We start from the raw sequence: 25,147 nt of genomic DNA, 5'->3' as shown, positions 1-25,147 counted from the left end.
GTGATGCCCAAACGAACCGACATCTCGACCATCCTGATCATCGGCGCCGGTCCCATCGTGATCGGCCAGGCCTGCGAGTTCGACTATTCGGGCACGCAGGCGGTGAAGACGCTGAAGGAAGAGGGCTATCGCATCGTCCTCGTCAATTCCAACCCGGCCACCATCATGACCGACCCGGAATTGGCCGATGCGACCTATATCGAGCCGATCACGCCCGAGATCGTCGCCAAGATCATCGAGAAGGAACGTCACGTCATTCCCGGCGGCTTCGCGCTGCTGCCGACCATGGGCGGACAGACCGCGCTGAACTGCGCGCTGTCGCTGCGCCGTCAGGGCACTCTGGAGAAGTTCGACGTCGAGATGATCGGCGCCACCGCCGACGCGATCGACAAGGCCGAAGACCGCCAGCTGTTCCGCAATGCCATGGAGAAGATCGGGCTGCAGACGCCGAAGTCGCGGCTCGCCAACGCGTCCGAGCTGAAGAAGTCGTTCCGCGACAAACACCAAGCCGAACGCGAGAAGCTGTCGGGCGCGGCGCTCGAAGAGCACGACCGGCAATGGACACTCGGCGAAGGCGACCGGCGCAAGCGCTATCAGGAATATGCGCTCGGACAGGCGATGATGGCACTGTCCGAGATCGGCCTGCCCGCGATCATCCGCCCCTCCTTCACCATGGGCGGCACCGGCGGCGGCATCGCCTACAACAAGGAAGAGTTCCTCGACATCATCGAACGCGGCCTCGATGCGTCTCCCACCAACGAAGTGCTGATCGAAGAATCCGTGCTCGGCTGGAAAGAGTACGAGATGGAGGTCGTGCGCGACAAGAACGACAATTGCATCATCGTCTGCTCGATCGAGAACCTCGATCCGATGGGCGTGCACACCGGCGATTCCATCACGGTGGCGCCGGCGTTGACTCTGACCGACAAGGAATACCAGATCATGCGCGACGCCTCGCTGGCGGTGCTGCGCGAGATCGGCGTCGAGACCGGCGGCTCCAACGTGCAGTTCGGCGTCAATCCCGAAGACGGCCGCATGGTCGTCATCGAGATGAATCCGCGCGTGTCGCGCTCCTCCGCGCTGGCCTCTAAGGCCACCGGTTTTCCGATCGCCAAGGTCGCCGCCAAGCTCGCCGTCGGCTACACCCTGGACGAGATCGCCAACGACATCACCGGCGGCGCCACGCCCGCCTCGTTCGAGCCGACCATCGACTACGTCGTCACCAAGGTGCCGCGCTTCGCCTTCGAGAAATTCCCGGGCGCCTCGACCACGCTGACCACGTCGATGAAGTCGGTCGGCGAAGTCATGGCGATCGGGCGCACCTTCCAGGAAAGCCTGCAAAAGGCGCTGCGCGGGCTCGAGACCGGGTTGACCGGCCTCGACGAGATCGAGATCGAGGGCCTCGGCCGCGACGACGACAAGAACGCCATCCGCGCCGCGCTCGGCACGCCGACGCCGAACCGTCTGCTCCAGGTCGCCCAGGCCATGCGGCTCGGCTGGTCGAACGAGGACATCTTCAAGTCCTGCAAGATCGATCCCTGGTTCCTCGGCGAGATGCGCGGCATCGTCGACATGGAGGAGAAGGTCAGGAAGAACGGCCTGCCGGGCAACGCCTTCGGCATGCGCACGCTCAAGGCCATGGGCTTCTCCGATGCACGCCTCGCCGTGCTCGCCGAGACGACGGAAGCGGAGGTGACGGCGAAGCGCCACGAGCTCGGCATTCGCCCCGTCTACAAGCGCATCGACACCTGCGCGGCCGAGTTCGCCTCCCCCACCGCCTACATGTATTCGACCTATGAGGCGCCGTTTGCGGGCGCCCCGGCCGACGAGAGCACGCCGTCCGACAAGAAGAAGGTCATCATTCTCGGCGGCGGTCCAAACCGCATCGGCCAGGGCATCGAGTTCGACTATTGCTGCTGTCACGCCTGCTTCGCGCTGCATGACGCCGGCTACGAATCCATCATGGTCAACTGCAATCCGGAGACGGTGTCGACCGACTACGACACCGCCGACCGGCTCTATTTCGAGCCGCTCACCGCCGAGGACGTGCTGGAGATCATCGCGAAGGAGCGCAGCAAGGGCACGCTGCACGGCGTGATCGTGCAGTTCGGCGGCCAGACGCCGCTGAAGCTGGCGCGCGCGCTGGAGGCCGCCGAAGTGCCGATCCTCGGCACCTCCCCGGACGCCATCGACCTCGCGGAGGACCGCGACCGCTTCAAGCGCGTGCTCGACAAGCTTCGTCTCAAGCAGCCGAAGAACGGCATCGCCTATTCGGTCGAACAGGCGCGGCTCGTCTCCGCCGACCTCGGCCTGCCGCTGGTGGTCCGCCCGTCCTACGTGCTCGGCGGCCGCGCCATGCAGATCATCCGCGAGGAGAACCAGCTCAACGACTATCTGCTCGGCACGCTGCCGGAGCTGGTGCCGGCCGACGTCAAGGCGCGCTATCCGAACGACAAGACCGGGCAGATCAACACGGTGCTCGGCAAGAACCCGCTGCTGTTCGACCGCTATCTGTCGGACGCGACCGAGATCGACGTCGACTGCCTCTCCGACGGCAAGGACACGTTCATCGTCGGTATCATGGAACACATCGAGGAAGCCGGCATCCATTCCGGCGACAGCGCCTGCTCGCTGCCGCCGCACTCGCTCGAGCCTGAGATGATCGAGGAGCTGGAGCGCCAGACCCGCGAGCTCGCGCTCGGCCTCGACGTCGTCGGCCTGATGAACGTGCAATATGCCATCAAGGACGGCGAGATCTACGTGCTCGAGGTCAATCCGCGCGCTTCGCGCACGGTGCCGTTCGTCGCCAAGGTCGTCGGCACGCCGGTCGCCAAGATCGCCGCGCGCATCATGGCGGGCGAGAAGCTCGCCGATTTCAAGCTGAAGAAGGCCAGGCTCAAGCACGTCGGCGTCAAGGAATCGGTCTTCCCGTTCGCGCGCTTCCCCGGCGTCGACACCGTGCTCGGCCCCGAGATGCGCTCGACCGGCGAGGTTATGGGCATCGACCGTTCGTTTGCGGTGGCCTTCGCCAAGAGCCAGCTCGGCGGCGGCACGCGGGTGCCGCGCAAGGGCACGGTGTTCGTCTCGGTGCGCGAAAGCGACAAGACGCGCATCGCCGAGGCCGTTCGCGAATTGCACTCGCTCGGCTTCAAGGTGCTGGCGACCTCGGGCACCCAGCGCTTCCTGACCGACCAGGGCATCCCGACCGAAAAGGTGAACAAGGTGCTGGAGGGGCGGCCGCACATCGTCGATGCCATCACCAACGGGGACGTCCAGCTCGTCTTCAACACCACCGAAGGCCCGCAGGCGCTGGCCGACAGCCGTTCGCTGCGGCGCGCGGCCCTCTTGCATAAAGTGCCGTATTACACCACTCTTTCCGGGGCCGTGGCGGCCGCGCAGGGCATCCGCGCCTATTTGGGCGGGGACCTTGAGGTTCGTACCCTGCAGAGCTACTTTTCGGAAACCTGATCGCTAGCTCCGGCGAAGCCGCTGCTAAGTGATTGGCGATGAAGCCACAATGGCCGGAGGAACTGTCCGGCCAGGTGGTGGTTCTGTTCCGGCGCTAAAAGCCCATATCTGTCAACGTCCGGCAGTCCCTGCGTTGGGCTCCGGAAACACTGACGAATCAAGGTTGCGGCGCCCATCCGCGTTTGGGGCGCACGATCGAAGGACGAGAGAGACGATGGAAAAGGTTCCGATGACCCAGGCCGGCTTTGTCGCGCTCGGGGAAGAATTGAAGCAGCGCCAGTCCGTGGACCGTCCGCGGATCATCGAGCATATCGCGGAGGCGCGCTCGCACGGAGACCTGTCGGAAAACGCGGAATATCATGCCGCGAAGGAAGAGCAGTCCCACAATGAAGGCCGCATCGCCGAGCTCGAGGACAAGCTCGCGCGCGCCGACATCATCGACATTTCCAAGCTCTCCGGCGACACCATCAAGTTCGGCGCCACCGTGACGCTGGTCGACGAGGATACCGAGAAGAAGACGGTGTGGCAGATCGTCGGCGAGGTCGAGGCCGACGCCAAGAAGGGCCGCATCTCGATCACCTCGCCGCTCGCGCGCGCGTTGATCGGCAAGAAGAAGGGATCGACCGTCGAAGTCAACGCACCCGGCGGCGCCAAGGCGTATGAGATCACCAAGGTGGAGTGGCGGTAAGGATTTGCCGCCTGCGTACGACGATGTCTTCAAAAGGCCGCGCGACGCGCGGCCTTTTTCGTATCTGCGTGTCGCTCTCTATGACGGAGCGTGGAGCAGCAGCATCTCTTCCTGTCCCGGAGCGCTGCGTCCGGGGCACGAGAACGGAAAATCTACCTTCGTCCCTTCACGTCCAGCGGCACGGCGGCTTCATACTTCGAATTGTGCAGCACCAATGATGTCCGCACGTTGCGGACATGTGGCGCGGCCGTCAGGTGCGTGACGAAATCCTGGAAGGTCGCCATGTCGGGCGCAACGCATTTGAGGATGAAATCGACCTCGCCCGACAGCATCCAGCATTCCCGCACCAGGGGCTCGGCGCGGACGAAATCCTCGAAAGCGCGCAAATCCGCCTCGGCCTGGCTGGACAGGTGCACGGCCGCGAACACGGTGACGTCGAAGCCGAGTTTGCGGGCGTCGAGCAGGCCCCGATAGCCGTGGATGTAGCCCTCCTCCTCCAGCGCCCGGACACGGCGCAGGCAGGGGGGCGGCGAGATGCCAACGCGCTTGGCCAGCTCGACATTCGTGATTCGACCGTCGGCCTGAATCTCGGTGAGAATCTTCAGGTCGATCTCGTCTAGGTTCCGCGACACGTGATTGGAACTCCTGCCCTTTGCAGCGGTATTGGATGGTTTGTCGAAATCTCATAGCCCAGTCGGCACGGGCAGCGCAATTTTATTGCGCGTGCAACGCAATCGACTTTTGTTCCCTGTTGGAAAAATCCGCCGAGAGGGAATGCAATTCTTGCATAGCTCACCAGAAGGCTTAGATTAGCTCTGATATTTCAGCGCCTCCGCGAGGCTTCCCGGCACCTTCCGCGCCCGCGCTGCAAATCCCCCGTGAAAGGCGTCCATCGAAATGTCCGCTCCTGTTCATGCAAAGGTCGTCATTATCGGCTCCGGCCCTGCCGGCTACACGGCGGCGATCTATGCCGCGCGGGCGATGCTCGAGCCGATTCTGATCCAGGGCATCCAGCCCGGCGGCCAGCTCACCATCACCACCGACGTCGAGAATTATCCGGGCTTCGCCGACGTGATCCAGGGCCCCTGGCTGATGGAGCAGATGGAGAAGCAGGCGGTCCATGTCGGCACCAGGATCGTCACCGATCTGGTCACCAGGCTGGAGACGGCGCAGCGGCCGTTCCGCCTCACCTGCGACAGCGGCGACGTCTATCTCGCCGACACCGTGATCCTCGCCACCGGCGCGCAAGCGCGCTGGCTCGGGCTGCCGTCCGAAGCGAAGTTCCAGGGTGGCGGCGTGTCGGCCTGCGCCACCTGCGACGGCTTCTTCTACAGGGGCAAGGACGTGATCGTGGTCGGCGGCGGCAACACCGCGGTCGAGGAAGCCCTGTACCTCACCAACCACGCCTCGCAGGTCACCATCGTGCATCGTCGCGATCACTTCCGCGCCGAGCGCATCCTGCAGGAACGCCTGTTCAAGCACCCGAAGATCAAGGTGATCTGGGACTCGGCCGTCGACGAGATCTGCGGCACCGAGAACCCGAACAAGGTCACCCATGTCCGGCTCAAGAACGTCAGGACCGGTGCCCTCACGGACGTGAAGGCGGACGGCGTCTTCATCGCCATCGGCCACGCGCCGGCGACGGAGCTCGTCAAGGACCAGGTCAAGCTGAAACCGTCGGGCTATGTCGAGGTCGCCCCGAACTCGACCGCCACCTCGGTGCCCGGCCTGTTCGCCGCCGGCGACGTCGCCGACGAAACCTATCGCCAGGCCGTGACGGCCGCCGGCCTCGGCTGCATGGCCGCACTCGAAGCCGAACGTTTCTTGGCCCTTCGCGCCAGCGAGCGCGCGGCAGCGGAATAACATCATGCCTCGAACACGCGACGGATTTACGGATATGGATTGGGACAAGCTGAAGGTGTTTCACGCGGCGGCGGAAGCGGGCAGCTTCACGCATGCGGGCGAGCAGCTCGGCCTGTCGCAATCGGCGGTCTCGCGCCAGGTCTCGGCGCTGGAGCAGGAGCTCTCGGTCTCGCTGTTCCACCGCCACGCCCGCGGCCTGATCCTCACCGAGCAGGGCGACCTGCTCTTCCGCACCGCGCATGACGTGTTCATGCAGCTGCAGGCGGCGCGCGCCAAGCTGACCGACAGCCGCGAGCGGCCGAGCGGCGACCTCAAGATCACCACCACGCCCGGCGTCGGCATCAACTGGCTGATCCCGCGGCTCGGCGAGTTCACCGCGCTCTATCCGGAGATCCGCATCTCGCTGATCGTCACCGACGAGGAGCTCGATCTGTCGATGCGGGAGGCCGATGTCGCGATCCGCACCCGCAAGCCGACGCAGCCGGACCTGATCCAGCGCAAGCTGTTCGCGATGGGCTTCCACGCCTATTGCTCGCCGGAATACATCAAGCGCTTCGGCACGCCGCGCACGCTGGAGGAGCTCGACTCCCACCGCATCATCACGCTCAGCGACGGCAGCTTCGCGCCGCATCTTCAGAACCGCAATTGGCTGATCGAAGCCGGGCGCAACGGCTCGGGCCCGCGCGAAGCCTATTTCAAGGTCAACAACATCCTCGGTCTCGTGCGCGCCTGTCAGCAGGGCCTCGGCATCGCCGCGCTGCCGGACTATCTCGTCGAGGAGCAGAACAAACTCGTGCAGCTGTTCGGCGAGTCGGATTCGATCCAGCTCGACACCTACTTCGTCTATCCCGAGGAATTGAAGACGGTCGCGCGCGTGCAGGTGTTCCGCGACTTCGTGGTGAGCAAGGCGCAGCGCTGGCCGTCCTGATTTCCGCATGACTGACATGCGGCCTCGGCTGTTGCTGCATGACGCTGGCCAAGCCCATAATGTTTGCACGCTGAGCCTTCGCGTTGCGCATTTGTCCCCCTCCTCCAGTGGCGCGGGAGTTCAGTAATCCCTCTTGGAAGGTGATTGTGTCGGCCTCACGTGGCCAATACCTAAGCCGGGCCCTTCGGGTCCGGCTTTTTTTCTGTCGCATCCGGCCTTCGCCCTCCGCGTGTATTGACAGTTCCAGGCATACCTCGCATCATTTGCGCGTGATCACGAAGTCGTGCGCAGTCGTCTCGAAAAAAGGTCCCCATCCGGGGACCTCGGATTTTTGCGCGCACTAGGGCCTGTTTGGATTCAGGATTCTCATTTGGGCTTGGCTGTGATTCAAGCTTGGGATGAACCGATTCGTTTTGACTGACGCCCAATGGGCGAAGATGGAACCACATTGTCTTGGCAAGCCGGCTGATCCCGGCCGGAGCGGCAAGAACAACCGGCTATTTGTCGAAGCAGTCTTGTGGATCGCCCGGACAGGCAGCCCATGGCGCGATCTGCCGCGCGCCTTCGGCAACTGGATAACCGTATACACGCGTTTCCGCGACTGGGCGAAGGCAGGTGTCTGGAAGCGTCTGTTCGATGCGGTCTCGGACGAGCCGGACATGGAATACGTCATGGTCGATGCCACCATCGTCAAAGTCCACCGCCACGGACAGGGCGCAAAAGGGGGACGCAAAACCAAGCCATCGGCCGCTCGAAAGGCGGTATGACCACCAAAATCCTGGCACTTACCGACGCGCTCGGTAATCTCGTGCGTTTCGTGCTGCTGCCCGGCCAGCGCTTCGACACGGTCGGCGTCTCGCCGCTTATCGAAGGGCTGGCCTTCGATGCGCTGATCGCAGACAAGGCGTTCGACAGCAATGCCATCATCGCCGACCTCGACAAGCGCGGCGCCAAGGTGGTCATTTCCCAGCACCCACGTCGCGCCAAGCCTCTCGCCATCGACAAGGAAATGTACAAATGGCGGCATCTGATCGAAAATTTCTTCTGCAAGCTCAAGGAATTCAAGCGGATCGCCATGCGCGCCGACAAAACCGATTTGAGCTTCGAAGCAATGATCAATCTGACCGCCGCCGTGACAAACTCAAGATGAATCCAAACAGACCCTAGCTGACTTCGTCATCGCTGCAAATCCCGAAACCCCGCCGCCTGGACGGGGTTTTTTTCATGTGCCCTCCGTCTCAGGCTTTTTCCCCGGAAGGAGATGGAACATGACCGGACTTGAAGATCACTTGCACGGGCTGTGGCTGCCGCTGGTGACGCCGTTTCAGGACGGCGCGCTCGACGAGAGATCGCTGCGGCGGCTGACACGGCACTACGGCGCGGGAGCCATCGACGGCTTCATCCTCGGCGCGACCTCAGGCGAAGGCATGACGCTGCGCGAGGCCGAGCTCGAACGCCTCGTCGCCGTCGTGCGCGACGAGATGGCGGCGAGCGGCCGCACCACACCGATCTGCCTCGGGCTCTCGGGCGCCGACACCTCCCGGCTGAAGGAGCGCCTCGACGAGACCGCGGACTGGCCGATCGACGGCTACCTGATCGCGAGCCCCTATTACGTGCGGCCGTCGCAGCGCGGCTTGCTGGCGCATTTCGAGGCGCTCGCCGATCACGCGGCATGGCCGATTGTGCTCTACAACATCCCCTATCGCACCGCCGTGAACATCACCAACCAGACGCTGCTGCGGCTCGCCGAGCACAGGAACATCGTCGGCCTGAAGGATTGCGGCGCGAGCCGCGAGCAGTCGATCGCGCTGCTGCGCGATCGTCCGAAGGCATTCCGCGTGCTCACCGGCGAGGATGCCCATTATTTCGAGGCGCTCGGCGACGGCGCCGACGGCGGCATCGTGCTGTCGGCTCATGTCGAGACCGCGACGTTCGCAGCCGTCCATGCCGAGCTGAAGCGCGGCAATCATGATGCTGCGCTGGCGCGCTGGGACGAGGTCGCCGAGCTGACGCGTCTCTTGTTCGCCGAGCCGAGCCCCGCGCCGGCGAAGTACTGGCTGTGGCGCAGCGGCCTGATCGACAGTCCCGAAGTGCGCCTGCCGATGGTCGAAGTGAGCAGCGAGCTCGCAGCCGCGATCGATCGCGAGATCGAGCGACGGACGAAGGTCGCGGCGTAGCGGCTCTCTCTCAACGCGCTCGCTGCGCTGCCCTCTCCGCTTGTTGGAGAGGGCAAGAGGAGACTGTGGTTAACCGCGCATCAACGGCCTTCGCTGTTGCCGCATGGCGCATCCACGGCTCGTTTACACAATCGCGCCTACCCTCCGGGACCTACAGAGGGGGAATGACCATGGGACATCGCATCCGGCCGACGGCCGCGCGGCAATTCGCGCCGACCGATCTCTTGCAGGGAATTCTGGTGGTGTCGTCGTTCGGATTCTGGGCGGTGATGCTCGGCCTGATGCCGGTGCTGCTGTTTCGCCTCTGGCTGGTCGGCTGACGGACGCGGCGCGGGATGGTTAACCCGCGGTAGCGCCTGTGTTCAAAAAGCAGGGACAGCTGCGATCCGGATCTTAAAACATCCCCGCTAACACGGACGCCCATAAGCGAAGAAATCGCGGAGGCGTTTGTGAATAATCATAATGAACTGGCGTCGCATTACGACGCCGGACAGCAGGCCTTTACCACCGAGGACATTCTCTGGGCCGCCGGCATCTGGTCGGTGATCCTGACCCTGTCGCCGGTCATCGTGTTCTACATGCTGATGGTGGCGTGAGGTTTCATCCCGTCATTCCGGAGCGCCCGAAGGGCGAATCCGGAATCTCGAGATTCCGGGTCTGGCGCGTGCGCGCCATCCCGGAATGACGGGCCAGGCAGAAACGCAAAACGCGCGGCTTGTCCGCGCGTTTGTCGTCCGGGGAATGAACAATGAAAATTAAGCTGCCTGCTTGTGCATTGCGCCGGAAGCCGACGCCGTGCCGCGAATAGCCTTGACCGAACGCTCGATCGCCGCCCACAGCCTTGCAATCTCCTGGGCTGCACGGCTCTCGGCCTGATACTCGCGCGCACCCTCGCCGTGGCTCAGCGCCATCAGCAGGTCCGAACGATTGGTGATCTGGCCGCCCCACACCGGAGCACGGAATTTCGCCAGCGCTTCGCGGGCGATGGTGACGATCGGGCTTTCGGATTCGTCGCGCTTGGCCGGCGCACCGTTGAGCACGACCGCATAGGGCTTGCGCGCGGCGCGGCACATCTGGATGGTTTCCTGCACCGCGTTGACGTCGAACACGCCGGGACGGGCGGGGATCACCACCATGGTGGCGTTCTTGATCGCGTCGTCGACGACGGCCGACAGGTTCGGCGGCGTGTCGATCAACACCCATTCGTAGCCGTCGCGCTTGGCGGCGGAGACGATGCCGCTGACGGAGTTCACGGCAGCCTTGATCGGCGGCTCGTTGGTGCCACGCAGCTTGTGCCACAGCGTGAGCGAGCCCTGCGGATCCGCATCCACGAGCATGACCTGCTTGCTCGCCTTGATCTGCGCGGCGAGATGTGCAGCCAGGGTACTCTTGCCCGAGCCGCCCTTACGCGATGCAAAAACAATAACGTTCATACCTTCGGCCTCCAGATTGACCCCAGGCCGCGAAAATGAATCAGCGCGCTGATTCGGGAAAGAAAAATTTATCAGGGGTTGCGTTACGGCCACGAAATAACAAGGCGTGTTGGCTTTTGAGTCACACTGCATCGCCGGACGGAGACGCGGACCCAGGCGAAACACCGCTCGCGCGGGCATTTGTGCGTTATTTGAGCAACAAGCGGGACAACGCAACCTTGCCGGGCAAACCTGCGGGCGCCTCTTTTCCGTCGCCCGGGGCTGTCATGGCCGCACGCCTCGCGCGGCCTCGCGTGAACAAAAGGAGTCCGGTGGCTGTCGCGAAGCCGGCGTCCGCGCTCAGCCTTCGCTGGATTTCTTCCTGGCCACCTTCGGCGCCGGCTTCTTCTTGGGCGCGATGTTGGTCGGCTTGCCGGCGCGGGCCTCGCCCGGCTCGGGACCGGGGCGGAAGAACACCCGGCATTGTGGCGAGAGCTGCGACTTCTTCTTGATCATGCAGGCGGTGATGGCATCGACGTTCGGAACGAACTCGCTGCACAGCCGCATCGCATCCGGCGAGCAGGCCTGCTGCTCCTCCTGGGTGTAGGCGAAGCCGGGGCGCGGCAGGGCCAGGACGGCCAGGGCAAGCGAGAGGCTTGCAGCGGCCAATGACGTCTTGAAGCGAAATGCCGGCATCGATGTCCCCATGTGATGAGTCCTTGGGAATAGTGGGTGAACGGCGGTGCGTTGGCAACGAGGGCAGATGCGAAAGCCGCGACGTGTGCGGTCTCGGCAACAGGGGCGTCAGCTTGCCGTTCTCCGCTGTCGTCGCCCGGCCTTGTGCGCAATCGCGCACTGGACCGGGCGACCCAGTATTCCAGAGACGCCTGAAGTTCCTCGATAGGCCGCGGCGTACTGGATCCCCGCCCCCAGTGCGCACTTGCGCACAAGGCGGGGATGACAGTTGTGGGTGGGGAAGCGCCAAACACAAACTGCGAAAACAACCCCATGCACAGTAGCCAAGTGACGGCAATCCCTCGGCATTTTCATTCTTAGGATTTAGCGAATCCGAATTTGACTTGTCGGGCAAAACAGGGGCATGATGGCATCATCAAAAAAGCATGCGCGTGGGGTGGTCGGCCTGTCTCCTGCGCCGGTCGAAAGCGTTGGCGGGAGTGGAGACGATCGCATGGAGGGGAATGAGGCGGAACTGCCGCTCGCGGGCGTAACGGTTGTCTCGCTCGAACAGGCCATCGCCGCGCCGCTGGCCAGCCGGCATCTGGCGGACTGGGGCGCGCGTGTCATCAAGATCGAGCGCCCCGGAAGCGGCGATTTCTGCCGGGACTACGATCATGTCATGAACGGCCTATCGAGCCAGTTCGTCTGGACCAACCGTTCCAAGGAAAGCCTCGCCATCGACCTCAAGAGCGAGGGCGGCCGCAAGGTGCTCGACGCGCTGCTGCCGCGCGCCGACGTGTTCATCCAGAACCTCGCGCCCGGCGCGGCGGAGCGGCTCGGCCTCGATGCGGCATCGCTGGTGCGAAAATTTCCGCGCCTCATCGCCTGCGACGTTTCGGGCTATGGCACCGGCGGCCCCTACAGCAGCAAGAAGGCCTATGATCTGCTGGTGCAGTGCGAGGCCGGCGTGCTCGCGGTCAACGGCACCGAGGCGGAGCCCGCCAAGGTCGGGCTATCGGTGGTCGACATCGCAACCGGCATGTACATCCTGAACGGCGTGCTGATGGCGCTGTACGCCCGCGAGCGGACCGGCAAGGGCACGGCCTTTCAGGCCTCGCTGTTCGATTCCATCACGGACTGGATGAGCTATCCCGCGTTCTACACCGAGAGCACCGGCCGGCCGCTGCCGCGCACCGGCGCAAAGCATGCGACGATCGCGCCTTACGGCCCGTTCCGGGTCGGCGACGGCAACACCATCTTCTTCGGCATCCAGAACGACCGGGAATGGCGGTCGCTGTGCCGCATCGTCCTCGGCGATGCCGGCTTTGCCGACGACCTGCGCTTCCGCACCAATCCGCTGCGCATGCAGAACCGCGACGAGCTGCAGGCGCATATCGAGCAGCGCTTCGCCTCCATGACCAGCGAAGAGGTGCTGCGGCTGCTGGATGACGCCGCGATCGCCAATGCGCATCTGAACTCGGTCGAGGCCTTCCTGAAGCACGAGCAGCTTCATGCACGCGGGCGCGTGCAGAGCGTGGGATCGCCGAGCGGGCCGGTGATGAGCTTCCTGCCGGCGCTGACCCTTCCCGGCGTGACGCCGCGGATGGATCCGGTGCCCGATGTCGGCGAGCACAACGAGGCCATCCTCGCCGAACTCGGCCTGGCCAGGGAGACGTGACGATGGCTTTGCAGCGCCCGAGCCGGGCCTATCTGGCTGTTCCCGCGCATCGCGCCCGCCTCGTCGCCAAGGCGGCGGCGTCAGGCGCGGATGCCGTGTTCATGGACCTCGAGGACGCGGTGCCGCCCGCCGAGAAAGGCGTTGCGCTGGGGGAAGCCGCCGGCGCGCTGTCCTCGCTCGACTGGGGCAACAAGCGCGTTACGGTCAGGCTCAACGCCGTCGACAGCCCGTTCATCGCAGAGGAGATCCGCACGCTGGCGGCACTGCCGCGGCTGGATGCGGTGATCGTGCCGAAGGCGGAGCGCGCCGGCGACATCGCCGCCATCGCCGAGCAGCTGCGCGCCGCCGCGCCGGATCGCGCTGCGCCTGTTACGCTCGAACTGCTGATCGAGACGGCGCTCGGCCTCGTCAATGTCGACACGCTCGCAGCCGCGCACGACAGCGTCGTCGCGCTGCATCTCGGCGTCGGCGACTTCGCGGCCTCGCTCGGCGCCCGCACCTCCGACGTCGGCATTTCGCCGGACGGCTACCGCCACGTTGGCTCGGCGCAGAGCGGCTACGCCACAGCGCCGCTCGACCTGTTCGCCTATCCCATGATGCGCCTGCTCGTGGCCGCCCGCGCGTGCGGCCTGCGCGCGATCGACGGCCCCTGCGGCGCATTCCGTGACGCCAGGCTGACTGAGGCCAGCGCGCAGAAGGCCGCCGCGATGGGCTTTGACGGCAAGCAGGTCATCCATCCCGACCAGATCGACCCGACGCTGCGCGCGTTCACGCCGTCGGCCGAGGAACTGGCCCAGGCGCGGCGGGTGGTCGAGGCGATGGAGCAAGCCGAGGCGCAGGGCCAGGGCGCGGTGACGTTGGATGGCAAGATGATCGACTATGCCAATGTGCGGATGGCGCGGAGGATTATTGGGTTGGGGTCGTAAGGCTCATAGGAGGTTGAGTCCCTTGCGGCGCATCCTTCGAGACGCCCGCTTCAAGCGGGCCCTCAGGACGAGGGCGGAGTGCGCGGCGGCAATTTCGCGGGCGCACTGCCGCTTAGCCTCACCCTGAGGAGGCCGCCACCGGGTCCGCGAAGCGCGGCCCGATGACAGGCTCCGCGGGTCATCTCGAAGGGCGAGGCGCTGGGCACGCCGCGCGAAGGTAACAGCGCTGATCGTTACGAAGTAACGCGACCAAGGCGCGGGCGATGCCGCGCGGCCTCGGATATCATTGCCCCGATCAGCGCAGACCCAGGAACGAGAGCACCGCACCAATCACGACAACCAGCCCGATGATATAGATGATACCGTTCATAGCTCAGCTCCTCAGCGTTGTCCGTCCTGCCGCTGCTACAAACAGCCGGGGGCCCGAAAAGGTTCGCCGGTAAAACTCGCCATTTTCTGTCCAAAGCGGGGAACGAAAACGCGCCATCTGCTCCGCCGCGCCGGGGGCCGTGCCACCTCCAGATGATTTTGCCTTTGCACGCAAAGGTCGCTAGTCTCTCCTGATACGTTCAGGGAGGGTAGCATGGCACAACGCGAAGAGTTGCTCGCACTGGTCCGGCGCGCCTATGCCGCACGCGACAACGATGACGCCGAGAGTCTGGTCGCCGCTTTTCATCCCAAGGGTCTGTTCGCCTTGATGGGCGACAAGACCGCACTCGAATTGACAGGAAGCGTGGAGGGACACCCAAGCCTGCGTGGGGCCTTCAGCAAATTGATCGAAGACTTCGGTTTCGAAGGCCGCGAGATTCTGGCTGAGCTGGTTGACGGAGATAGAGTCGCCATCCATTCCCGCGTCGACGTTCGATATCGTCCGACCGGCCAGGTTTCCAGCACCGAGATCCTGGACCTGTTCAGGCTTCAGGACGGCAAGATCGTCGAGCTGATTGAGTTTGCGGATACGGCGCAGGTCAAGATGATGATTTCGTGAGGACGACTTCGTAAAGTTCAGTGCACTGTCGCGGTAATCTCGCGCCGACAGAAACTCAGCTGCTGGGGTTACGGTGCTCGGCATGACCAATCGAAGGCGAGCATTTTGACTTTAGCCTAGGCAGCCCAGTCCATGATCGCGTCGATGAAGGTCTGAGCCTGGCGGATCGCGTCGAGCCTCGTCGCACAGACACCGACCGACACTGTTCGGCCCTTTCCGACAGTCCACTTCCAACCAGCCGGGTAGCTCATTTCAACGATCGAGAAGCTTACGCCGCGATGTTCCACGGAGAACCTCCGCTAACATGTTGCTGTGTCCGAAAAGGCTACTCCAAATGGCGAATTTGTCCAGCCGAACGCAGGCCCACAATTCGCTCGCGCGGCTTGGATATAAGCGTTCAGGAGAGCGCATGGAGACTTATCGCGGTGGTGGTGTTGATGGTGGCGGGAGGAAGTAGGGCCGCCTGACGATTGCCGACACCGCTATTCAACACGTTGGCCCGCGCGCCAGGCCATCTCCCAGAAGTCTGCCTCGAGGCGGGTGGCTTCCTTGAAGATCGCAATCAGCTCGGCCTCGCGGGCCGGCGTGGCGTAGAGATCGGCGAGCTGCTCCATATGCGCCCGCGCCTTGGCAGCGACCTCCTGGTACGGCGCGCCGGCGTACTCGGCGATCCAGACGCGATAGGTGTTCCTCGCGGTGTCAGCGTCGGGGCGCGAAGCGAGCCGCGTTGCGATCTCCGCGTACCCGATCACGCAAGGCGCGAGCGCCACCTTGAGCGCCAGCAGATCGCCGCGCATTCCCGCATCTAACACGTAGCGCGTATAGGCCAGCATCTCGGCCGCCGGAGGGGCTTGTTCAAGGTCGCTCGGGGACAAGCCCCATTCGGCACAGAGCTTCACATGCAGATTCATCTCGACATCAAGGATGGCGGAAAGGCCGGCCGCGGCTTCACGCATGTCGGCAAGTCTGGGCGACTTGTAGACCGCGAGCGCGTAGGCGCGCGCAAACTCGATCAGGAACAAATAGTCCTGAACGAGGTAGTGACGAAACGCCGCTTCGGGGAGCGAGCCGTCTGCCAATCCGTTCGTGAAGGGATGCTCGGTATAAGCCCGCCACTCAACGGATGCTTCTGTCTTGAGACGCTCGAAGAAACTCACGATGTTTTTCGCCTAGCTTGCTTGTCCATGAACGTCCGTGGCCCGCTACCGATAGCGCATTGCGAACCGAGGAGCTACGGTGACTGTGCGTAAAATTGGCTGACCAGCGCTTCAGATGGCGCGCCGTGCAGATTAGTGCACTGTCACCGTAATTCAGGATGGCAAGATCGTCGAGCTGATCGAGTTTGCGGATACGGCGCAGGTCAAGGCCATGGTCTCCGCGTGATGAAGCTGGGTCGAATCGTCTCCGCGGTTGGTGAGGAGCGCGGCGTTCGCGATGCCGGCGGCGGTGACGTTGCCGGTGGCAGTGTGGGTGTGGCGGGGTGAGCACTTGCACATGGGGCCCGACGGGTTTGCATTCACACGCGGACACGGCGCAGATTGAGGCGATAAATCCCTGACGGGCGATACGATGGGGCGGGACGACCTCGCGCTTAAGGCGGCGAGAAGCTCAACCTGACGAAGGACGGCGCACTTCGAAATACGTCTTGCCGCCACGAAGAAAGCCCGCCCCCTCATAAAAGCGCAGCGTCGTCTCCCGTTTCGAACCTGTCGCCAGCAGAACCTTGTAGCAGTCGGCTTGCCAGGCAAGATCGAGCGCGTGCGCGAGAACCCGTCGGCCAAGGCCGAGCCTGCGGTAGTCGGCATGGGTAACGACATTCTCAATCACCCCGTATGACCGCGCGCCGCGAGACAGGTTGGGTACGATCGCGAGCGTGCACGAAGCTACAAGCGCTTCGGCTGCCTGCGCCACGATCACGGTCATGAAGCTGGAGGACAGCAGCGTCGTCCAGACGCGCTCGGCAGTGGCGGCCTCCAGCGGGGGATCGTGCGGGTGAAGATGCAGGTAAAGGTTCAACACCTCGGGCAGATCGCGTTCCGCCGCAGAGCGGACAATGGCTTCGGTCATGGGGTCGACATCCGGGGGCATTCCTTTACCTGGCATGTTATCAGATGCTACGGCCAGATACACTCAGACGCCGGTCCTTTGCCCGAAAAGCCGCAGGTCGTGGGGATAGCGCCCGACATGTGCGATGCGGATGTGCGATGCGTCCTTGTGTTTGGGATTGATGAGATAGTTTTGCGCGAACGGCACAATGACCGATGGCACCGACGCCACCGCGGTGCGCGCCTCGTCAAACCAGGGCCGCAACATACCACGTGTCATCCTGGGATCATCGGCCCAATCCTGTGAAATCTTCTCGATGTCGACCAGGCTTACCGTTTCGACGGCGAGGTCATCTGGCACGTCGATGCCAAGCAGCTGGTAGCTCGTCGGCAAATCCTCGAAATCGATTTCCAGATGCACCATCACTTCGAGCAGCGCCGAAGCCGGATGATCCGCGGCGTAGACCACATGTCGGCCGCGATCATGCCAGCGTCCGTCGGCCTTCAAACCGCCGATGCCCGATAGATCGTCGAAATTGGAGATTCGCCAGATCCTCACACCAGATCCTCAACTGAGGATGCCGTGATCGATCCGTTGCAACATCTCCTCGACGACACGCGCGCCTGCCTCCGTCGCGAGGTAGGCAAGCGGCGTCTCCCCGCGAAGCGCTTTCTTGGGCTTGCGGAGCCAGCGGTGCGCCTTCTGGGGCTCGCCGAACACGTTGGCGGCGAGACGATCGACCCTCGCCAGCCGCACCGCCTTGTCGGTCTCCTCGACCGTCAGTGGCTCGCCATCCGATAGTCGCCGCGCGAGCGTCCGCTTCGGCACGACGAGCGCGAAAATTTCGTCGTCGCTGTAGTTGGCGAGACGCTTCAGCGCGGCGGGCTCGATGCGAAACAGATGGTTGGCGTCGATGACGACATTGAACAACTCGGCCGAGGGCCCCGTTTCATCCGCACGACCGGCAAACTGGAGCGAAGGCGCATCCGTGACGGTCGAGAGGCCGGTCACCGCATCGAAATGCCCACGCACGACGGTGGCGCCGGGCTGCGCTTGATAGGTCTGCTCCGGCTCGGCGGCGGACAGACGTGCGGGCTTTGCCAGCTGGCGCTTGCCGGGAGGGGATTTGTGCGCAGGCCTTGACGACGACGTGCGGCCAGGTCGCTGCGGCAGGGCCGATGCCGCAATCGACTTAATTTGCTTGTCGGTTGACGAGCCGGGGGCACGAGGTCCTCGCGAAACGATTGAACCAACGCCTTTGCCGGTACGTTCATTCTTTCTCATCGGAGCCCGCTCAATAGCGCTGTGCCAAGTGCCTGAAGAGTGCAGCCAAGTGGCATTTAAGCATATGGGCCAGTGGCTTCAAGCAGGATTTCCGAGGAACTGAGGGCTCCTGCCCCGGGGTTCGTGCACTGTCATCGTAGCCGGCGATGCCAGGGTCTTACGCTTTGAAAACTGATGACGAAAAGATCGGAATGATGCGGGCGATGGTCCCTGCTGCCGCTCACTGTTGCTGCAATTCCGAGGCGGCAAAAGCGCGCTTAATCTTCCAGATACAGCCAGCGCGAAGCCTATCGCCATGACTGTTCTCATGCTCCCCCCGATGCAGCAGAACGGGTTCGAACCTGGCGGTAGAGCCAAGGAATTCAAATCTTCCTTCGAGCTAAGTCAAAGAAAGAGCCAAGATTCTCGGTTGGCCGGCTTACCAATGAGAAGCTGGTACAGTTGGGTGGGCTCGAACCACCGACCTCCTGTTCCACAGACAGGCGCTCTAACCAACTGAGCTACAACTGCATCCTGGCGAGCCGCCGCTTCGGGCGCCCTTGATAAGGGCCGATCACCGAGGGGGCTGGACGGGGCGGAAACTAGGTGCAACAGGCGTTTTTGGCAAGGCCGCAAAACCCGATATTTGCCCGTCTCCGGCGCAAGAAAATGAGGTTGATCGGCTCCGTTCTTCACCTCTCCCTTTGGGAGAGGTGGTCGGAGGTCTTGGCGAGCGTCGATTGAACCCCAGGCGAATTCGCCCGCAGCGCTATTTCCAAAGAAAAAACCCGGGCGCCAGGCCCGGGTTTCGTCGTCAATGCCAGTCCGATCGCTCAGGCGGCGGACGGATAGTACTTCGAGGCGCTGGCCTTGATCGGCTCGGCGGTCTCATTGGCGACGCGCTGGCTGAGCTCGACCAGCTCCTTGGCCTGGGCCTGGAAGGTCTCCAGCTGCTTGCGGGCGTGGCCGGTCCACAGCTCCATCGCTTCGGTCGGCGACTTGGCGCCGAACAGCTGCTGGGCGAAGTCGAGCTGGGCGCTCGAATTGGCCTTCATGAACTCGACCAGCTTGGCGGTGTACTCGCTCGCGCCCTTGGAGGCGCAGGTGAAGACGGCCTCGACGGTGCCGTTGTGGGTCTCGGCGGCGTCCTTGAACTTGGCGTAGTTCTCACGGGCCTGCGACACGCCCTTCTCGGCGAACGCACGCATCTGCTCGGGAACCTCGAACGGGATGATCGAGGCAGAAAACGGATCAGTCGCACCTGTCATGGTTGTCCCTCACGCTAATGAAAAAATCGAGTGAGCCTTCTGGCGCGCCCGCCGGCCCCGATCGCGGGCCCTCGCATTCAGCGGGTACGAAAGTCTGGAAACGCGAAACGAATGAGATGGCTCGCCCAGCGCCCAGCACTGTAATTGCCTATCATGTCAACATTGTGCATCGCAATGCGTCACGACGGTGCGCCGCGAAATTTAATCTAGGTTAGGGCGAGGTTCCCGGTCAGGGGAACCGTGGGTTGAGGTAGTCGGGTGTGTTGGGCAGGTGGCTCTTCACCTCTTCCGCTTGCTTGCGGGAGAGGCGGATCGCACAAGCGATCCGGGTGAGGGCTCTTTTCTCTGGGGGAGTCTTCGCTGTCGAGACACCCTCCCCAACCCTCCCCCGCAAGCGTGGGAGGGAGCGCACCTTCGTCGGGGCTCTCAGCGAATCTCACTCGTCAGGCCGGCCTGACCCGCTGCTCTTCGAATCCCTTGGATGCAGCGGCGCTGCGGCTTGCGGGGTTGGCACCATTAAGGTTATCGCCGCTTGGGGCGCCCTTCCGGGCTTGCGGCCGTGGACCTGCCCGCGCCTCTCGGGCGATAACTCTTTCTTAAGGCTGCCATTCCGGCAGCCGCCACCTGATGCGTGAGCGACAGCCGGCCTCATGAAGCGTTCGGATTTCCAGTTGCGAGGTGTGGGCGATCCGCGGCTGGCCGTGCATGCGACCTCGCCGCTGGCCACCTGGCTGTGGTCGGTCGACGGCTCGCGCGTGCTGTGGGCCAACCCGGTCGGCGCGAGCCTGTTCGGCGCGGCGACCAGCGCCGGCCTCTCCGACAAGGTGTTCGGCCCGGCGGACAGCCATCGCCGCCAGGTCGCCCGGCTCGCGGGCCAATTGCCGGCGAACGGCACGGTGCGGCTCGAACGGCTGCGCGGCTTCGGCGCCCGGCTCGGCACGCTGATGACCTGCGCCTGCGCGCGGCTCGACTTCGCCGATGGCGGCCATGCCCTGCTGGTCACCGCCATGGATCCCACGTCGCGTCCGATGCCGCTGGTCGAGCGGCTGTCTCGCCTGGTCGCAGGCGCCAAGGTGCCGATGGCCGCGTTCGCGCCGGACGGATTGTTCGTCGGCGCCAGCGAGGCCGCCCGCTCCCTGCTCGGCTTCCGCGATCTCTTCGAGGCCGGCCTCGACCGGGCACGCAGCGATGCGCTGGCAACCGGCCGCGCCGCGACGCCGATCGGCATCGGCCAGATGGTGCTGCAACGGGTCGGCACGGGGGCCGATGTCGGCCTGGTCGCGCTGATCGAGCCGGCCGCCCGGACAGCGGCGGCGCGCGAGGCCGCGCCCGAGGTGGCGCCCGATATCGCACAGAGCCAGCCGGCTCCGCCCGCGCCCGAAGTCACCCCCGTCGAGCCTGCGGCAGCGTCGAACGCGGCGCCGTCCGCGTTCGCGCTGTTCGACGCCGTCACCGAACCGGCCGAAACAGCTGCGCCAGGCGAGACGATCGCGCACACGCCCGCGCAGCCCGGCTGCGGGGCGGCACCGGAGGCCGCGCCGGTCCGGACCATTGAAGAGCCGATCGTCCCCGCCGCGGCCGACGCCGCGCCCGAAGCCACGCCCGAAGCCACGTCCAAGACTCCGGTTGAAAACCCGGCAGGGGCCATTGTGTCGCCGCAGGTTGTGCCGATCACTCGAGGCATGGTCGAGCCGGAGTCGGAGTCCTCGGGCCAGCAGGAGCCGCCCGCACCGCGTCAGCATCCGCTGCGCTTCCTCTGGCAGATGGATGCAGAGGGCCGCTTTGTGCTTCTCTCCGATGAATTCATCCGCCTGATCGGCCCGCACACGGCCGCCGGCTTCGGCCGGCCCTGGCGCGAGATCGCCGAAACATTCTCGCTCGACCCGGACGGGCGCGTCGCGCAGGCGCTTGCGAGCCACGATACGTGGGCCGGCATCACCGTGAACTGGCCGGCCGACGGCGGCGAACGTCTTCCGGTCGAGCTCGCGGGCCTGCCGGTCTACGACCACGAGCGTAACTTTGCCGGCTTCAGGGGATTCGGCGTCTGCCGCGATCTCGACGGCCTCAACCGGCTCGAGGCGCTCCGCCGCTTCGAGCTGCTCGCCGCGCCGCCGGCGCAGCAGGATCACGCCGCTGACGCCGCCGAGCCCGAGGTTGAGCCCGAAGCCAAGCTCGAGACAGAGCCCGCAGCCGAGCCGGAAGCGACGGCAGCGCCTCCGCCGATCGAGCCGCCCGAGCCCGAGCCGACACCCGAGCCTGAACCTGCAGCCGCCACAGCCGATGCGAATTCACACCCAACCGATCTGGAAACGCCCGTGGAAACGCCCCCCAATGTCGTGCCGTTCCGACCGCCCGGCGACACGCGACCGCCGACGCTGACGCCGGTCGAGAACAGCGCGTTCAACGAGCTCGCGCGGCAATTGTCCGAGCGGCTCGAACGCGATCGCGAGACGATCGCGGCCGACGCGGCCGAGCCGGCGGCGGAGATCGCGGCCGAGCCATCGGCGCCGGAGCCCGAGGTGCCGCACACCGCGGCCGAATGGCTGAGCGAGCCCGCAGCCCCGGCGCGCGGCATCAGCGCGCGCGACCGCACGCTGCTCGATCTGTTGCCGACGGGAATCCTGATCTACCGGCTCGACCGCCTGCTCTACGCCAATCCCGCCTTCCTCGCGCGCATGGGCTATGCCGGCCTCGGCGCGCTGGAGAATGCCGGCGGGCTCGACGCGCTCTATGTCGAGCCGGGCGTGTCGTCGGCGAGCAGCACCTCGCAAGGCGGCACGCCCGTCACGATCAGCGCGACGGTCGCGAACGGCGAAGCGCCGCTTGCGACGACCGACGCGCATCTGCACACGATCGACTGGGACGGCGAGAGCGCGCACGCTCTGATCTGCGCGCTGCCGCAGGCGACACCGGTCGCCGCGGCGCCTGTCATCGCAGAGACCGTGATTGCCGAATCCGTCGTCACCGAATCCGTCGTCGCAGCGTCCTACACCTACGAACCCGAGTCCGCGGCCGGCGAAGCCGAGGCCGAGGATCTCGCCGCCATCCTCGACACCACGGCCGAGGGCATCGTCATGTTCGATGCCGAGGGCAACATCCACGCCTGCAACCGCAGCGCCGAGGCGCTGTTCGGTTATGACGGCGAAGCGCTGCTCGAGCAGAACCTCTCGACGCTGTTCGCGCCGGAAAGCCAGCAGATCGTCGCCGACTATCTCGAAAGCCTGAAGAGCCAGGACATTGCCAGCCTGCTCGATCACGGGCGCGAGGTGCTGGGACGCGAGAAGAAGGGCGGCGTCATTCCGCTCGCGATGATCATGGGCCGCACGCGGCCCGACGGCCCGAACTTCTTCGCCGTGTTCCGCGACCTCTCGCAGAGCAAGAAGGGCGAGAGCGAGCTGACGCTGGCCCGCCGCCTCGTCGATGGCGCGGCCAATGCCAAGGCCGACATGCTGGCGCGGATCAGCCACGAGATCCGCACGCCGCTCAACGCCATCATCGGCTTTGCCGAGGTGATGATCTCCGAACGCTTCGGCGCGCTCGGCAACGAGCGCTATGGCGAATACATGAAGGACATCCGCGCCTCCGGCGAGCGCGTCATCGCCATCATCGACGACCTGCTCGAACTGTCGCGGATCGAGACCGGCAAGCTCGACCTCACCTTCGACAACCTCAACCTCAACGACCTCGTCGAAGCCTGCGTCGCGGTGATGCAGCCGCAGGCCAACCGCGAGCGCATCATCATCCGTACCTCGCTCGCCCATGCGCTGCCGCAGGTGAACGTGGATGCGCGCGCGATGCGGCAGATCACCATGAATCTGATCTCGAACTCGATCCGGCTCGCCAGCGCCGGCGGCCAGGTCATCGTCTCGACCGCGCTGACCGACCACGGCGAGATTGCCTTGCGCATCCGCGACACCGGCCATGGCCTGTCCGAGCGCGAGGTCGCCGCCGCGATGGAGCCGTTCCGCACCCCGCCGCCCGGCGATGCCGCGGACAGCTCGGCGCTGAGCCTGTCGCTGACCAAAGCGCTGGTCGAAGCCAACCGCGCGCGGTTCAACATCAAGAGCGCGGGCCACGGCACGCTGATCGAGGTGGTGTTCGCACCAGCGCTGGCGGGGGCGTGAGGCGCTCACTGGCTTGCGGGCAGACCGCGCGCAAGCGCCGCCGCCTGCTGCAGGCTGATGCCGTTGGCCAGCGGGTCGGCATGACGATGCGCCAGGTGCCACTCGGTGCCCACGCGCCGGTAGACGAGCGTCACGCGCAAGGCCCATTCCTGCGCCGGCAGCCCTCCGACCTCGACGCTGTCCCGCTCGATCAGCGCCAGAACGACCATGTCCTGCGAACCGTAGGTCTGGACGACCTCCTGCCTGTGCGTGCCGTTCCTGAAGAACCGGCCCATCCGCTCCCACCTTTCGGGCGTGTACTCCGCGGCCTTTGACGGCACCCCGCCGAACGGCGACATCAGCACGAAGTCGTCGGTGAGGGAGACCATCTGCCGGTAGGTGCCGGCGTCGCCGCGCATCAGCGCCGCGTTCGCCTGCTGGGTATGGTCGATCAGTTTCGCGATGACGTCGTCGGCCGTGGCCGCCTCGGCGACGACGAGCGGCATGCATGCCATTCCTGCGAGCGTGTGACGCCTGGACACCGCCGCGGGCGCGGCTGCGCGATGCAGATCTTGATCGTTCTTCATCCGAGGGCTCCGGTGTTGACGGTTCATGCGGTTGCACAAGATGCTGCATGCCGCTTTGACCGTGATGAAGCCAGTGATAAGATCTCAGGATCATGCTGAATCCTGCTCAGCTTGCCCGGATCGACGTCAGCCTCCTCGTCGTGTTCAGCACCGTGCTGGAGGAGCGCCAGGTCTCGCGCGCGGCGGACAAGCTCAAGCTCACGCCTTCGGCGGTGAGCCACGGATTGGCCCGGCTGCGGCGCATCTTCCACGATCCGTTGTTCCTGAAGACGCCGAGCGGCGTGAAGCCGACGGAGCGTGCGCTCGCGCTTGCAGGTCCCGTCGCCGAACTCCTGTCGCGCCTCGATGCGATCGTGTCGGCCGCCGAGCCCTTTGACGCGCGAACGGCGAGGCGATCGTTCACGATCGGCACACCGGATGCGTTGGCCGCGGTGTTTCTCGCGTCTCTCCTCGAGACCCTCGTCCGGGAAGGCCCGGGGATCGACATCCGGCTGCTGCAGCTGATGCCGCAACGTCATGGCAAGGCGTCGAGTCAGGTCTGGCAGGACACGCTCTCCGAGCTTGATTCGCACCGGCTCGACCTCGCCGTGCTGCCGGTCGGTCCGCTGCCGTCACGTTACGCCGAACGGCTGCTGTTCGAGGAGGACTTCGTCGTCGCCATGCGCAAGGGCCACACGATGGCCCGCAAGGTCACGCTCGCGACCTATCTGGCAGCACGGCACATGCTGGTGTCGGCGACCGGTGATGCGCTCGGGATCGTCGACGTCAGGCTTGCCGAACGGGGCCATTCCCGGCGCGTGGCGCTGACCGTGCCCAACTTCATGTTGGCGCTGGCGCAGCTCGCCGAGAGCGATTTCATTGCGACCCTGCCGCGCCATCTGGTCGAACGCCATGCCGCGCGATTCGACCTGGTGATACGTCCCGTGCCGTTTCCGTGGACGCCCGACCCGGTGCGTGTCGTCGCCTCGCAAGCCGCGATGGCGGATGCCGGTGTCGCCTGGCTGTTCGAGACAGTGGCGCGCTGCTTGGGTCCGCCGACGCCGACAGCGCCCAGGCGTCGCGTCTCCTCCTGAT

23 protein-coding genes and 1 tRNA gene are annotated in these 25,147 nt (G+C 64.9%); 13 read left to right on the top strand and 11 right to left on the bottom strand.

Annotated features, from left to right (window positions below; genetic code table 11):
* The first annotated feature begins 3 nt into the window (after positions 1–3).
* Together carB and greA are read left to right on the top strand one after the other, a co-directional pair.
* Positions 4–3,468 (top strand): carbamoyl-phosphate synthase large subunit, encoded by a 3,465-nt coding sequence (gene carB / locus IVB23_RS26195; RefSeq protein WP_247800521.1) that lies wholly within the window; start codon positions 4–6, stop codon positions 3,466–3,468.
* 214 nt (positions 3,469–3,682) lie between these two features.
* Entirely contained in the window at positions 3,683–4,156 is a 474-nt protein-coding gene (greA, locus tag IVB23_RS26190) for a transcription elongation factor GreA (RefSeq protein ID WP_035710309.1), read from the top strand.
* Between the two features lie 152 nt (positions 4,157–4,308).
* Here the strand turns inward: greA and IVB23_RS26185 are convergent, their stop codons facing one another.
* Positions 4,309–4,788: an Lrp/AsnC family transcriptional regulator gene (locus IVB23_RS26185; RefSeq protein ID WP_028178740.1), complete on the bottom strand. Its 480-nt coding sequence runs from the start codon at positions 4,786–4,788 to the stop codon at positions 4,309–4,311.
* Between the two features lie 265 nt (positions 4,789–5,053).
* On the opposite strand from IVB23_RS26185, the gene trxB reads away from it, so the two are divergent.
* From trxB to IVB23_RS26155, 6 genes are all read left to right on the top strand, one after another.
* Complete coding sequence (gene trxB, locus IVB23_RS26180; protein ID WP_247800520.1) at positions 5,054–6,019, top strand: thioredoxin-disulfide reductase; 966 nt, start codon at positions 5,054–5,056, stop codon at positions 6,017–6,019.
* 4 nt (positions 6,020–6,023) lie between these two features.
* On the top strand, positions 6,024–6,947 hold the full coding sequence (locus tag IVB23_RS26175) for a LysR family transcriptional regulator (protein ID WP_028178742.1): 924 nt from the start codon (positions 6,024–6,026) through the stop codon (positions 6,945–6,947).
* A 398-nt stretch (positions 6,948–7,345) separates the two neighbouring features.
* Positions 7,346–8,097, top strand: a protein-coding gene (locus IVB23_RS26170; RefSeq protein ID WP_247800519.1) for an IS5 family transposase whose coding sequence is annotated in 2 segments (ribosomal slippage) — positions 7,346–7,676 and positions 7,676–8,097 — 753 coding nt in all. Because the reading frame shifts where the segments join, the coding sequence is not laid out codon by codon here.
* A gap of 118 nt (positions 8,098–8,215) precedes the next feature.
* Positions 8,216–9,124, top strand: coding sequence for a 4-hydroxy-tetrahydrodipicolinate synthase (locus tag IVB23_RS26165; protein WP_247800518.1), 909 nt, complete (start codon positions 8,216–8,218; stop codon positions 9,122–9,124).
* Between the two features lie 170 nt (positions 9,125–9,294).
* Positions 9,295–9,444: a hypothetical protein gene (locus tag IVB23_RS26160; protein ID WP_247800517.1), complete on the top strand. Its 150-nt coding sequence runs from the start codon at positions 9,295–9,297 to the stop codon at positions 9,442–9,444.
* A gap of 129 nt (positions 9,445–9,573) precedes the next feature.
* Positions 9,574–9,720, top strand: a complete 147-nt coding sequence (locus tag IVB23_RS26155) for a hypothetical protein (RefSeq protein ID WP_197488731.1) — start codon at positions 9,574–9,576, stop codon at positions 9,718–9,720.
* Positions 9,721–9,879: 159 nt separating this feature from the next.
* Here IVB23_RS26155 and IVB23_RS26150 read toward each other — a convergent pair whose 3' ends face one another.
* Both IVB23_RS26150 and IVB23_RS26145 read right to left on the bottom strand, forming a co-directional pair.
* On the bottom strand, positions 9,880–10,557 hold the full coding sequence (locus tag IVB23_RS26150) for a ParA family protein (RefSeq protein WP_061880428.1): 678 nt from the start codon (positions 10,555–10,557) through the stop codon (positions 9,880–9,882).
* A gap of 339 nt (positions 10,558–10,896) precedes the next feature.
* On the bottom strand, positions 10,897–11,232 hold the full coding sequence (locus IVB23_RS26145) for a hypothetical protein (RefSeq protein WP_247800516.1): 336 nt from the start codon (positions 11,230–11,232) through the stop codon (positions 10,897–10,899).
* 493 nt (positions 11,233–11,725) lie between these two features.
* Between IVB23_RS26145 and IVB23_RS26140 the strand changes: the two genes are divergently transcribed.
* The 3 genes from IVB23_RS26140 to IVB23_RS26130 all read left to right on the top strand — a co-directional run bounded on the left by IVB23_RS26140 (position 11,726) and on the right by IVB23_RS26130 (position 14,806).
* Entirely contained in the window at positions 11,726–12,892 is a 1,167-nt protein-coding gene (locus IVB23_RS26140; protein WP_247800515.1) for a CaiB/BaiF CoA-transferase family protein, read from the top strand.
* A gap of 2 nt (positions 12,893–12,894) precedes the next feature.
* Entirely contained in the window at positions 12,895–13,818 is a 924-nt protein-coding gene (locus IVB23_RS26135) for a CoA ester lyase (protein WP_247800514.1), read from the top strand.
* A gap of 583 nt (positions 13,819–14,401) precedes the next feature.
* The gene (locus IVB23_RS26130) at positions 14,402–14,806 is read left to right on the top strand and encodes a nuclear transport factor 2 family protein (RefSeq protein ID WP_247800513.1); all 405 of its coding nucleotides are present in this window, start codon (positions 14,402–14,404) and stop codon (positions 14,804–14,806) included.
* Positions 14,807–14,922: 116 nt separating this feature from the next.
* Here IVB23_RS26130 and IVB23_RS39360 read toward each other — a convergent pair whose 3' ends face one another.
* The 7 genes from IVB23_RS39360 to IVB23_RS26100 form a co-directional block, all read right to left on the bottom strand.
* Positions 14,923–15,057: a hypothetical protein gene (locus tag IVB23_RS39360; RefSeq protein ID WP_256456200.1), complete on the bottom strand. Its 135-nt coding sequence runs from the start codon at positions 15,055–15,057 to the stop codon at positions 14,923–14,925.
* Positions 15,058–15,288: 231 nt separating this feature from the next.
* Complete coding sequence (tenA, locus tag IVB23_RS26125) at positions 15,289–15,963, bottom strand: thiaminase II (protein ID WP_247800512.1); 675 nt, start codon at positions 15,961–15,963, stop codon at positions 15,289–15,291.
* A 451-nt stretch (positions 15,964–16,414) separates the two neighbouring features.
* A complete protein-coding gene (locus IVB23_RS26120; RefSeq protein WP_247800511.1) occupies positions 16,415–16,873 on the bottom strand; it encodes a GNAT family N-acetyltransferase in 459 nt (152 codons plus the stop codon).
* Between the two features lie 63 nt (positions 16,874–16,936).
* Positions 16,937–17,359, bottom strand: a complete 423-nt coding sequence (locus IVB23_RS26115) for an RES family NAD+ phosphorylase (RefSeq protein ID WP_210343448.1) — start codon at positions 17,357–17,359, stop codon at positions 16,937–16,939.
* A 60-nt stretch (positions 17,360–17,419) separates the two neighbouring features.
* Positions 17,420–18,136, bottom strand: coding sequence for an antitoxin Xre/MbcA/ParS toxin-binding domain-containing protein (locus IVB23_RS26110; protein WP_247800510.1), 717 nt, complete (start codon positions 18,134–18,136; stop codon positions 17,420–17,422).
* Between the two features lie 433 nt (positions 18,137–18,569).
* A tRNA-His gene (locus IVB23_RS26105) sits at positions 18,570–18,646 on the bottom strand.
* 302 nt (positions 18,647–18,948) lie between these two features.
* Positions 18,949–19,383, bottom strand: a complete 435-nt coding sequence (locus IVB23_RS26100; protein ID WP_061877483.1) for a phasin — start codon at positions 19,381–19,383, stop codon at positions 18,949–18,951.
* 650 nt (positions 19,384–20,033) lie between these two features.
* Here IVB23_RS26100 and IVB23_RS26095 point away from each other — a divergent pair.
* Positions 20,034–23,507 carry a PAS domain S-box protein gene (locus tag IVB23_RS26095; protein WP_247800509.1) on the top strand — a complete coding sequence of 1,158 codons (3,474 nt, stop codon included), beginning with the start codon at positions 20,034–20,036 and terminating at the stop codon, positions 23,505–23,507.
* A 5-nt stretch (positions 23,508–23,512) separates the two neighbouring features.
* Here the strand turns inward: IVB23_RS26095 and IVB23_RS26090 are convergent, their stop codons facing one another.
* Complete coding sequence (locus IVB23_RS26090) at positions 23,513–24,073, bottom strand: nuclear transport factor 2 family protein (RefSeq protein WP_247800508.1); 561 nt, start codon at positions 24,071–24,073, stop codon at positions 23,513–23,515.
* A 92-nt stretch (positions 24,074–24,165) separates the two neighbouring features.
* On the opposite strand from IVB23_RS26090, the gene IVB23_RS26085 reads away from it, so the two are divergent.
* The gene (locus IVB23_RS26085) at positions 24,166–25,146 is read left to right on the top strand and encodes a LysR family transcriptional regulator (RefSeq protein ID WP_247800507.1); all 981 of its coding nucleotides are present in this window, start codon (positions 24,166–24,168) and stop codon (positions 25,144–25,146) included.
* Position 25,147: the final 1 nt, after the last annotated feature.

Source organism: Bradyrhizobium sp. 191, assembly GCF_023100985.1.
In the GTDB taxonomy this organism is placed as follows: domain Bacteria; phylum Pseudomonadota; class Alphaproteobacteria; order Rhizobiales; family Xanthobacteraceae; genus Bradyrhizobium; species Bradyrhizobium diversitatis.
The sequence above is the reverse complement of the archived record's forward strand: the minus strand, read 5'-3'. Positions and strand labels throughout refer to the sequence as shown.